This window comes from uncultured Brevundimonas sp. (assembly GCF_937863155.1).
In the GTDB taxonomy this organism is placed as follows: Bacteria; Pseudomonadota; Alphaproteobacteria; order Caulobacterales; family Caulobacteraceae; genus Brevundimonas.
Genome location: NZ_CALMFB010000043.1, coordinates 38,872 through 49,029, shown reverse-complemented (window position 1 = coordinate 49,029; position 10,158 = coordinate 38,872). Strand labels below are relative to the sequence as shown.

Here is a 10,158-nt window from a genome sequence, read left to right as displayed (position 1 = left end):
GGAGACGCTACGGCCGCCTCCCTTAGCCCGCAATCAGTTTGGGCTGACAACACCCTGCTGGACAATCAAGTTCGGCCCGTTGGTCGCCCGACGGCTGAAGAAGCGGCGACCGGCGCCGTCGCCGCAATGGCATCTGGACGAGATGGTCTGCTGGATCGGCGGTCGGCGGATGTATCTGTGGCGAGCCGTCGACGACGAGGGCGAGGTTCTCGACCTGGTCGTGCAGCGTCGGCGGGACAACGAGGCGGCGCTGAAGTTGCTCGGTCGCCTCCTGCGAAATCAGCCGGTTGAGCCAGAACGGATCACCACAGATGGCTTGGCTTCGTACGGATCGGCGATGCGGGAGTTGGGGTTGAAACACCTTCATCGACCAGGTCGGCTCCGCGAGAACAATCGGATCGAGAATTCCCACCTGCCGATCCGACGACGAGAGCGACAGCAGCAGGGCTTCAAATCCCAAGCCTCCGCCCAGAAATTCCTCACCACCCACGCCGCGATCTACAACACCTTCAATCTCCAGCGGCATCTGATCAGCCGATCCACGCTTCGCCGCTTCCGCGCGGAGGCGGATGCCGCTTGGGCGGCGGCTACGGCATGAGCCGAGCGGGGTAGGGGGTTTCTGAGCTCGGGCTACTTAACCTGACAGCACCGTGCCGTCCGCTCGGTGACGGGCGACATCGTCAAGATGCTCTAGGGAGACGCTATCCCCGTCCGGCGCGGAAAACAGGTGGTGGCAGGCGCGCAGCTGCTGAAGCGAGAAGCCGAGGTATTGGCCCGGCGCGGCGGATTTCGCCGGTGGTTCGAGTTCAGCAAGGCTCATGCATAGGACCAGACCGCTGGCGGAATCGTTCCACCGATTGCGAGTTTACCGTGTATCGGCCCGTCCAGCGAGACCATTGCTTTTTCAGATTAGACACGGCGTTTCTTCTAGCCTTGAAGGAGGGATCCGGCGCGACTGGCCCCTGTCCGATCCTGGACCTGCGTGGGAGCAATCGTGAAGACCATAGAGTGCGGAGACTTGGATGCGCTAAAGGCCGCTCTGGCCGATCTTCCGCCTGGCGTTCTTCTGCGCGGCCAGACGCGTGAGTATTTCCGAGCGGATGGCGGCCCCGATCTCCGTAGCAGTATTGATCGCCAAGGCTGCCAGCCCGACCGGATGCTGAAATGGTGGCACTACTCACGGACGATCCTCGCGACCTACGTAAAAAGCTTCGATGGCCAAACCGATATGGCGGTGGATCAGGCGATCCTTCAGCACTACGGGTGGAGATCCTTTTTTCTCGACGCGACCGCTGATCCCGCGGTTGCGGCTTGGTTCGCGGGACAGGCGTACAAGACCGAGCCGTGCGGAGAACTGATCGAGGATTGCTGGGAAGATCCGGCATTCGTCCGTCGCTTGCGCGCGAGCTACACGCCAGCCGACGGTCACGGGTGCATCTACGCGATCAGCCGCAAGGCGCTTCGGGCAGGCAACATCAACGCCGTCGATTTGGTTGAGATCGCGACCGAACAAGGACGGCACCGCTGCTCCGCGCAGTCGGCGTTCATGGTGGGGCCCCTCGCTGGAAACCTGCCGGACGATTGTGTCATCGCGATTATCCGCGCGCCAAACGTCGTTTTCGCTGCCTATGCCGACGAGGCGCGGCTGACGACAGACCGCCTCTTCCCAGGCCCTGCTGTCGATCCCGTCATGGCGTCGTTGTTGTCGATCCCTTGGACCAAGATCGAGATCGAGATCGAGATCGACGATCCGATCGACATCGACTTTTTCCAGCGGGGGCTCCCCCTGCCGGAGTATGAGGTTCAGACGCTTCGAAGACTGCCGCCATCCGCCGCCCTCTATCGGCGGTTCTGGCTGGCGGACAGCGTCAAACCAGGGATGCGCTTCGGCGACACGACCTTCTATCTGACCCACGAGATCCTGTTTCACGGTACGTCAGCAGGCTCGATGAGCTTCCCGCTGCTGACGGCCTTAGTCAGGGAGAAACGTTCGATCGCCGTCGAGATCGACGGCCTCATCCGCCATCCCTACGGTCGGCAGGGATCTGCCTATGGCAAAGGAATCTACCTCGAAGCCCAGCAGGATGGCGCTATCCTTCTGACTGAGCTTGAGGTCGAACATCCCGGCGCTCGTCCTGCAGGCTTCGGCATCAACCGCGGAACATATTTCTCTGTCGGCGCGGACGGCTGCTGGTCGAGGGTCGATCACCCGGAAGAATGCAAATGTGGAAATGCGCTTCACCATGCTCACCATCTGGTTGTCGCGGAGCATTTTGAGCACGTGCTGGCGGACACAGACCCCTTCTTGGTTCGTGACCGAGTCTTTCACCTAAAGGGCGTCAACCCCGTATCAGACCCGCAAACACTACAGTGGATGGAACTGGACGATGGCGACTTTGGGATGCTGGGCAGCTAAGTCCCGAAGGCTCACTTCTTCCGTGGCCGTGTAGGCGGCCGATGATCGACCCGGCTCAGGGCTGGATTGCGAGCAGACCGCTGACGCGTTCAACCTTGTCCATCCAGTTGGCCGCCTCGGGCCTGCGCCATGCGATAAGCCGGCGGACCACGGCGAGATCGTCGGCCAACCGCCGCACGAAGATCGGTTCATGGTGCGCGATCCGGTTGCGAAGCTTGCGGACATGATGGAGGTCCGCATGAACCTGGGCCCTTGCCTGGGCGACGGTCATGCCGCCCGCGATACCGGGGCATCCCGGCAGTACGGCCCAGAGCTGTTGGTCCCAGATTTTGAAGTCCTGGCTTGTGGTGAAGACCTTTTCCCAGAAGACGAAGTTGAGCTCTGAGACGACCTTCCCGACCGTGGGCTGGACTTGGGCCACGGCCTGCAGATTGGTCCCAGCGTCGTAGCTGCGGCCGTGCGCCCGAGGCAGGCCCCGAATGAAGCCGTTGACCCAAGGCCAGTTCGCGCCGTGGACCGCCTGGATGGCTTCCGCTGCGGCGTTGCGGATGGCGACTTCGGCCAGATGGAGAGGCACCATGAAGGCCGCCGACACCTCGGCATTCCAGGCGTAGAGTTCCAGAGCATCGGCGACATGGCCGCCCTTGGCCTGCAGATAGGTCGCAAATCGAGGCGCGGAGATTATATCCGGTAGATCGCGAAGCTCTTCGGCGCTGAACGGCATGGCTTTCTGGCTGTCGCAAACCCCGCGCTGTTTGTCGATGAGCCATACAATGCCAACGCGGGTTGACACCCTCTCAACCGTTGCCCATCTATACACCATCGACTTTGAGACTCGCGGGCTTCGGCCTCCCCTCATCGTCTATGGAATAAGGGAAGCCCGTCAGCGATGACGGGCTTTTCCAATTCGGTTCCCGCGCGTCTTGCAGCGGCCGCGCGCCCACAGAGGGTACTCGTCATCTCAAATCGTTCAGGTCTTCGGTGGGGGCGGCCGAGATCGAACCGGCATGGGCAATGCCCGACGGATTTTCATACCTTCGACTTTCGCCGCCGTCCGAAGACGTTCGTGGTCTGGACTATTCCTTCGTCAAAGACCTGCCCTGATCTATGGCGTCAGAACCGGACGCTGCGGACGCACTGGATTAGGTTCCAGCGTAGGGTCCCGGAGCAGACCTTCCAAGATCAGCGATGAGTCAGGCCCAGACGCTAACGAGCCAAGCCGAATTCTGCTCGACAACGGACATTCCGAACTTCGCCTTCGGGTCAGGAGCCGACGTTCGTTCGGCAGCGCGCGCCGAAGTCCGCTTCTGACTCGAAGCGGCTGTTAGGGAGGTCCGCTTGTCGCGGCCTAAGGCGTCTTTTCGACCACCATCACAGCGTTTCGATCGGAGGCCGCGCCGCTGCTGGAAGCGGGCAGTCTGCGGGAGACGCCTCGTCCGAATCGTTCGAATAACGATGGGATGAGAACGAAGCGGGGGGCGGGAGTGGAAGATTATAGACCGCTGACGGTGGGGGGATACGCAGCAGCCGCGGCACGAACGGACCGCGGTGTCGAAGGCCAATCGCTCGCCTTTCCCCTTCTCGGTCTAGTAGGCGAGGTGGGAAGCCTCCTAAGCGAACTGAAGAAAAAGCAACGCGATCCTGCCTCCTACCGCAGTCATTCAGACGCCGTGACCGAGGAGCTGGGCGACGTTCTTTGGTATCTCGCGGCGGTAGCGCGACGAGGCGGAGTGGCCCTTAGCGCTGTCGCCGCCCATCTTTATAGGCGAGACGCGCAGTGGAGAGGCGTCGACGATCCGACGCTGACCTTTGAGGCGCTCCAGCCTCACCCGATCGCGCCGGGGGGCGCGCCAACCGCCAACTTCGAAGAGACGTTGCTCGACCTCGCTTCGGACGTCGGCCTGCTGATCGGGGATTTCCAGGCCGGCCGACTCGAGCTCGATCAGGGTCTTCTGCCTATGCGTCTGTCGGCGATCCTGACCCGGCTGTTGCGGGCGTCGCGTGAGGCTCACCTGACCTTGGAGGTGGCGGCTATCAAGAACACCTACAAAATCTTTGATCGATGGCCGGAGAAGCGGGAGTATCCGGAGGCCTTCGACGCCGATGCGGATCCGGACGAGCAACTGCCGCGTCGGCTGGAGGTCGAGGTCTACGAAAAGCGTGTCGGAGACAAGGACTATGTTTTCCAACGCTGCAACGCTCTGTTCATCGGCGATCGCCTCACCGACAATTCTCTAGAGCCGGATGACTACCGGTTCCACGACGTCTTCCACTATGCCTTCGTCGCCGTGCTCGGCTGGTCGCCGGTGACGAGGGCCTTGATGCGGCTGAAGCGCAAGAGCCAGCCGCAGATCGACGACGCCGAGGACGGAGCCCGGGCGATCCTGATCGAGGAGGGCGTCTCGACTTGGGTGTTCGGCCAAGCGCAGCGGCTGAATTATTTCGAGGGGGTGGAGATCGGAAAACTGCCCTTAGATTTGCTCAAGCAGATCAAGCAGTTCGTGGCCGGCTACGAGGCGGACCGCCTCCCTCTGTGGCTTTGGGAGGAGGCGATCCTCCAGGGATACGAAGTCTTCCGATATCTGCGTCAGCACCGCCGCGGCCGGGTGATCCTGGATTTCGAGACTCGGTCGCTGCGTGTAGAGCCCCTCGCATCATGACACCCACCGCCTTTGTCGATGCGCTCCAGAGCGCCTCCCTTCCCAATGTGTTCAATCCCTGGCGCGACCAGTGCGCTGTCTGCGACCGGTCAGACGCCCCCTCGCTGCGCCGGGAAAACCTGCGCCTTTTTCTGGAGCGGGCCGTCGAGGTGGACGCTGCCACCATGTGGATTGGGCGAGACCTCGGCTATCGGGGCGGCCGCCGGACCGGAGTGCCCCTGACCGACGAGGTTCATCTCGCCTCGGCTTCGGCCTTGATGGGCGACATCACCCTCGTCAGGGCCACCGAGGGACCGGTTGTGGCGGAACGGACGGCGGCGGTCGTATGGAGCGTTCTGCGGCGGGTGCAGCGCCCGACCATGCTGTGGAACGTCTTCCCCTTCCATCCGCACCTTGCGGAAGACCCGATGTCGAACCGACCGCATACCCGTGTGGAGCGGGATGCGACATGGCCCTTGCTGGAAGCCCTAATCGAGATGGTGCAGCCGGCTAGGATCGTTGCAATCGGTCGGGACGCCAGCCAAGCCCTGGCGGATCTCGGCGTCGCATGCGATGCGGTGCGGCACCCCAGCTATGGCGGCCAAGCCGAGTTCGTGGCGGGCATGCACGCGCTTTACGATGTCGTCGACGCCCAGCTCAGCTTTGGGGGGCTGGAGCCGCCCTCAATGCTCAACTAGAGCGTCGCAGGCAGCCAGCATGGCGTTGATGGCGGCGCGCGACGCCGTTTGCTTGGCGTCATTGCGGGGCTGGTCGATGATCGCGTGCGACGACAGAACGGTCAGGGTGCCGACCTGAAGCTTCGCCTCTTGGGCCACGAAGGCCATCAGCCGCCCCAGGCCGATGAGGTTCCCGAGAAGCTTCTCGATATAATAGTGATTGCGGTACATCACGGTCAGATGCAGCCGATCACCCGCTGCTGTCCGTTCAGGCTTGAAGCTGGCGTGGCTCAGACACTGACCGCCATAGGGGGAACGGTCGACGTCGCGCAAAGGGTCGAAGACCGAGAGCTCGTACTTGTTGAGGGCCTTGACCGAGGGATCCTTCAGACGGTCGACGATGTCGGCCAGCTGATTGAACGCGACGCCTCCATCAGGACGCGGCAGATTGATCATCCGCTCGAAATAGTAGCCGGACCAACGGTCTCCGCCGCGTGCGGCGGCGGGCAAGATATGGTCACGGAACCGGGCATAGAAAGCCGGTGATCCGTGCCGGCGATGCAGGGCGGCGGGGAACAGGGTGTTGGCTACCGTCTCGATCGGCTTGGCGTCCCACTGTCTGAGGAAGTCGTCCACGAGCGCTACCGCCGGATCGGCGAGAGTAGCGCGCGAAAGGGGATCCGCGACGTCGATGATGACGTTCTGGGCCTCGTGGCCCGGACGATCGTCGACCGCCTGGACCGCGGCGCGCCAGGCGCTGAAGCTATCAGGCTGCGGCGGAATGGGGAGATACATAATCGTCCTCTTCGAGAAGGGCGAACCCGTAGAGTCGGGGCTCGACATAGTTCTGCGTCAGCCAAGCGTGACCGGCGACACCCCAACCGGTGCCCCAGCTATTCCGGACCAGGATCGCAGGGGCCCCGCCGATCTCGCCGTGCCCGACCGCCAGCACGGCATGGCCCAGCGCCGGATCTCCGACCTCGCCGGGCGCTGGGTGGACAACGCCCGCGGCGTCCGGTCTGTAGAAGCTGGCGGAGAGTCTCAGCAGGATCAGCGCCGGCCGCTCGGACTGGAGAGCGTCGACGATCTCCGCCCAGCCGAAGGGCAGGGCCTGTCCCTTGCGGGTGAACCGTTCGCCGTCCACCGGCGGCGTACTCCAAGCGTCGTTTGCCGGTGGCGTCGGGACATAGGGCCAATGCTCTTCGGCGGGCTGGCCGTCCTCGCGCAGGGCGTCCAGCATGAACCCCAGACCTGCGCCGGAAGAGGGGGAACGACCCGCGCGCATCTGGGCATGGTGGAAGGCCGCCTCGCAGGAAAGCGGCGTCCAGCCAGGACGCACCGCAGCGTGGAGATCGCTGGCGGCGAAGGCCAGGCAGGTCGGACGCGGACCTTGGTCGCGGGCCGGTCCCAAGCGATGGCGCAGATCCGTCTTGATATCCAAGACCGCCATTCTAGGCCGCCGCCAGCCAGCGGCGTCGTTCAGCGCGGGAGAGGCCGGAGGCCTCGGGGCCGGACAGGTCGAAGGCCATGACTAGGGCGGCGATTGGCGGTTCCTCGAGCCAGGGGCGGCTCTGGCGCAGATCCAGTGCCCCCTCAACGTCCTCGCCGTTGGGACCCGCCAGGACCTCGCGCTCGATTGGATCGCCAATGCTGTCCGGTGGGGTGGCAAGCCGGGTGTCGCGAAGGACGACCAGGCCGCTGGCCTGAAGAGTATCGAAATCCCAGAGATATCCGGCCGAGCCCAGTTCCGGGACACGGATAACGAACAGGTCCCCGCGGCTTCCGTCGATCCGTCCACCCTGATCCTTCTGTGTCAGAAGCCAGACGTCGCCGTGATAGGACGGTGGGGTGAAGTCGCCGAGGAGCTCAACCTTCAAGGCTCGAGGCTTGGTCGCCAGGACGGTCTGGCGCCGAGCGGCGTCGAGCAGGTCGTAGCGCTCCAAGGTACGCGTCATCGCCTCAAAGCTCACACCGAGGCGAAGCGCCAACTGATAGACGACCTGCGGGCGTTCGAGATCGGCAGCCCGCCAACCCTGCCGGGCGCAATGGGCGGTGATCAGCCAGCGGGGCATCAGCAAGGCGGCGGCGAAGGCGTCGGCCTCTGTCTCCTGGAAGCCCGGGCTGAGATCGCGGCCGGGCGCGCGTCGCAGGACCTGGGCCTCGTCATCGAAGCTGGGCTGGTGCCCGAGGGTCGAATGGCCGAGCTCATGCGCGGCGGTGAAGCGCTGGATGCTGAGCGAGCGTTGAGAGGTGATCATGATCCCCGGAATGGGGACGTTGACGAAGGCGCCCAGCAGCCCGTCCAGGGGCCGAACCATCAGGGGAGTGTCGAGTGCCGCGATCAGGTCAAATACATCCACGGCGCCGGGCTCGGCTTCCAGCCGGGCGCGGAGATCGAACTGGCGATGCAGCCGACCGGCGGCCGCCACCCCGTTCCGGACGGCCTCCTGATAGGTCCGCGCCATCCGTCAGTCCGTCTTCCGGGCGCGCGCCAGTAGAAACTCGGTGAAGCGGCCCAGTTCCTCCCGGTCTCTTTGCGACAAGTCGGCCGCCTGGCGTGCCAGATGAGCCACATCGGGTGGCAGATCGGGCGGCCCCTCAATTCCGGTGAGATATCCCACAGACTGTCGATAGAGGCGTGCAAGACGGGTGAGTTCGATCGCCTCCACGCGCCGCTGCCCGCTTTCGATCCCGGTCAGGGCCGTGCGGGGTAGCTTGAGATGCGCGGCCACCTCTTCCTGCTTCAGACCGAGATACTCACGCGCCTCGCGAAGCCGTTCTCCCAGACTGCGCCGGGCCTGTTCGTCGTCGTCCATCATGCGCCGGCCGAATAGGTTTTCTTCCAGGCCGCCTCAAGCCGGGGCATCATATGGTCCAAGGCGGCCTGGATGGAATCGTAGCCGCCGGTCTTGACGATATTCTTGGGCTCGAACCCCAGAATGTCCTCCAGCGCCAAGGTCACATCGACGACCGTCAGGGAATCCAGTCGGATTTTGGTGGTGAGCAGAGCGCCCGGGGCGGCGGGAGGCTTCACCCCCTGCAGGGCAAGCTCGCTTTCCGCCAGTGAGGTCAGCTCCGCCAGCAAGCAGGCGCTCACCTCTTTGACAGGAAACGGCTTAATCTCCGGCTTTTCCTCGACCTGAGTCATGGCTGATTCTCCGACATTCGATCAATGTAATGTCAGAATATCGGACATTCAAGCTGCGCATTGGCCAAGAGCGAAACACACCAGCGAATTAGCCTGAGGCCTCCCATCGAGCGGCGCAGTCGACTCTCCGATCATCTGCCGTGCTTGGCGGGGGGGACTCCGGTAGGTCGTCCAACTTCGGTTGTCAGGCCGAGGGCCAATGTCCGCTCATGGCGCGAAGCCGAAATCGGTGGCGTATACGCCAACAGACTCTCAGGCTTGACCTTCAGCGCCTTCGCCATCCGCTCGAGCACCGTCACGGTTGGATTTCGGATGCCGCGCTCCACGCCCGAGACATAGGTGCGATGCATGTCGGCCTCGAAGGCGAATTGCTCCTGAGACAGGCCGGCCTCGACCCTGAGCCGCCTCACGTTCTCGCCAACCCGCTTGCGGATATCCATGACGCGAGAGGGCCGTGGCGTCGCTCATCGGTCGACAGATTATGAGTCACAAACAACTTGACCCACGCCGCTGTTCGATGTGTCAGTCCAACTGCTGAGGGAGACTCATATGATACAAATGATGGGCTTGATGGATTGGATCGCGCTCGCCCTGCTGCTGGGTTTGATCCCGGCCACCGTGGCGGCCAACAAAGGGCACAACTTCATCGTCTGGTGGGTCTACGGCTCCCTGATGTTCGTCGGCGCCCTGCCTCATGCGGTGTTGACGCCGAGAGACGTGGAGGCCCTGGATTTGCGTATGGCGCGGGAGGGGTATGGCCGTTGCCCAGCCTGCGCGGAAATGGTGCGTAAGCGAGCCCATCGCTGCCGATATTGCCACGAGTCCTTGGTGGAGCCCGGCTGATGGAAAACGGCGGCCGCTCAAGGATCATCGACATCACGCCGAAGCGTCGAGCATCGGATCGTCAAGACTTGGTGCTGGGAGTGATCGCCGGCGGTCTGGCGATCACCGCCACGGTCGGATGGATCGCCTATGAATTATGGCAGGAAGAAAAGACTGCCGCCCAGTGCCGGACGGGGGAGGCCGCCTTTCATGCGGTGCAAGCCGCCTTCGCCCGGGAGAATACTTTCACGGTCAGAACCACGCTACCGCCGTATGGTCATCCTGGGATGCGTGTCACACCGGTCAAGGGTCGGAGCTGTACCTTTGAGATCTATACTTATGTGATCGTGGATGACGGCGGTTCCCAAAGGTCCACGCATCCCTTCACCGGGAGAGCAGGCCTTGAGCGTTCGGAGCGAACATGGCTTGTGGATCCCATCTCGATCTACCCCTGAT

14 protein-coding genes are annotated in these 10,158 nt (G+C 63.3%); 6 read left to right on the top strand and 8 right to left on the bottom strand.

All coding sequences use genetic code 11. From position 1 onward, the window contains the following. The coding region (locus Q0581_RS06690; protein WP_298698797.1) for an IS6 family transposase at nt 1-598 on the top strand (598 nt) is incomplete at its 5' end. Nucleotides 599-634: 36 nt separating this feature from the next. Here the strand turns inward: Q0581_RS06690 and Q0581_RS06685 are convergent. Next, the gene (locus Q0581_RS06685) at nt 635-820 is read right to left on the bottom strand and encodes a hypothetical protein (RefSeq protein WP_298698796.1); all 186 of its coding nucleotides are present in this window, start codon (nt 818-820) and stop codon (nt 635-637) included. Between the two features lie 174 nt (nt 821-994). Here Q0581_RS06685 and Q0581_RS06680 point away from each other — a divergent pair, with 174 nt between their 5' ends. After that, nucleotides 995-2,416 carry an FRG domain-containing protein gene (locus Q0581_RS06680; RefSeq protein WP_298698794.1) on the top strand — a complete coding sequence of 474 codons (1,422 nt, stop codon included), beginning with the start codon at nt 995-997 and terminating at the stop codon, nt 2,414-2,416. Between the two features lie 55 nt (nt 2,417-2,471). Here Q0581_RS06680 and Q0581_RS06675 read toward each other — a convergent pair whose 3' ends face one another. Continuing rightward, complete coding sequence (locus tag Q0581_RS06675) at nt 2,472-3,140, bottom strand: hypothetical protein (protein WP_298698792.1); 669 nt, start codon at nt 3,138-3,140, stop codon at nt 2,472-2,474. Between the two features lie 736 nt (nt 3,141-3,876). Between Q0581_RS06675 and Q0581_RS06670 the strand changes: the two genes are divergently transcribed. Continuing rightward, nucleotides 3,877-5,076 (top strand): nucleoside triphosphate pyrophosphohydrolase family protein, encoded by a 1,200-nt coding sequence (locus tag Q0581_RS06670; RefSeq protein WP_298698791.1) that lies wholly within the window; start codon nt 3,877-3,879, stop codon nt 5,074-5,076. Next, entirely contained in the window at nt 5,073-5,753 is a 681-nt protein-coding gene (locus tag Q0581_RS06665; RefSeq protein ID WP_298698789.1) for a uracil-DNA glycosylase, read from the top strand. The genes Q0581_RS06670 and Q0581_RS06665 overlap by 4 nt, the downstream gene beginning before the upstream one ends. Here Q0581_RS06665 and Q0581_RS06660 read toward each other — a convergent pair. From Q0581_RS06660 to Q0581_RS14720, 6 genes are all read right to left on the bottom strand, one after another. Beyond that, the gene (locus tag Q0581_RS06660) at nt 5,739-6,527 is read right to left on the bottom strand and encodes a hypothetical protein (RefSeq protein WP_298698787.1); all 789 of its coding nucleotides are present in this window, start codon (nt 6,525-6,527) and stop codon (nt 5,739-5,741) included. The two genes, Q0581_RS06665 and Q0581_RS06660, sit on opposite strands and share 15 nt — an antisense overlap. Further along, complete coding sequence (locus tag Q0581_RS06655; protein WP_298698786.1) at nt 6,499-7,182, bottom strand: C1 family peptidase; 684 nt, start codon at nt 7,180-7,182, stop codon at nt 6,499-6,501. Before Q0581_RS06655 ends, Q0581_RS06660 begins: the two co-directional genes overlap by 29 nt. Before the next feature lies 1 nt (nt 7,183). Beyond that, nucleotides 7,184-8,197 carry an ImmA/IrrE family metallo-endopeptidase gene (locus Q0581_RS06650; RefSeq protein ID WP_298698785.1) on the bottom strand — a complete coding sequence of 338 codons (1,014 nt, stop codon included), beginning with the start codon at nt 8,195-8,197 and terminating at the stop codon, nt 7,184-7,186. A gap of 3 nt (nt 8,198-8,200) precedes the next feature. Beyond that, entirely contained in the window at nt 8,201-8,548 is a 348-nt protein-coding gene (locus Q0581_RS06645) for a helix-turn-helix transcriptional regulator (protein ID WP_298698784.1), read from the bottom strand. Then, the gene (locus Q0581_RS06640; RefSeq protein WP_298698782.1) at nt 8,548-8,880 is read right to left on the bottom strand and encodes a hypothetical protein; all 333 of its coding nucleotides are present in this window, start codon (nt 8,878-8,880) and stop codon (nt 8,548-8,550) included. The genes Q0581_RS06645 and Q0581_RS06640 overlap by 1 nt, the downstream gene beginning before the upstream one ends. Before the next feature lie 131 nt (nt 8,881-9,011). Beyond that, complete coding sequence (locus Q0581_RS14720) at nt 9,012-9,320, bottom strand: helix-turn-helix transcriptional regulator (RefSeq protein ID WP_324523891.1); 309 nt, start codon at nt 9,318-9,320, stop codon at nt 9,012-9,014. Between the two features lie 130 nt (nt 9,321-9,450). Here Q0581_RS14720 and Q0581_RS06630 point away from each other — a divergent pair, with 130 nt between their 5' ends. Then, nucleotides 9,451-9,723 carry a hypothetical protein gene (locus Q0581_RS06630; RefSeq protein ID WP_298698781.1) on the top strand — a complete coding sequence of 91 codons (273 nt, stop codon included), beginning with the start codon at nt 9,451-9,453 and terminating at the stop codon, nt 9,721-9,723. Continuing rightward, entirely contained in the window at nt 9,723-10,157 is a 435-nt protein-coding gene (locus tag Q0581_RS06625) for a hypothetical protein (RefSeq protein WP_298698779.1), read from the top strand. Before Q0581_RS06630 ends, Q0581_RS06625 begins: the two co-directional genes overlap by 1 nt. The last annotated feature ends 1 nt before the right edge of the window (nt 10,158 follow it).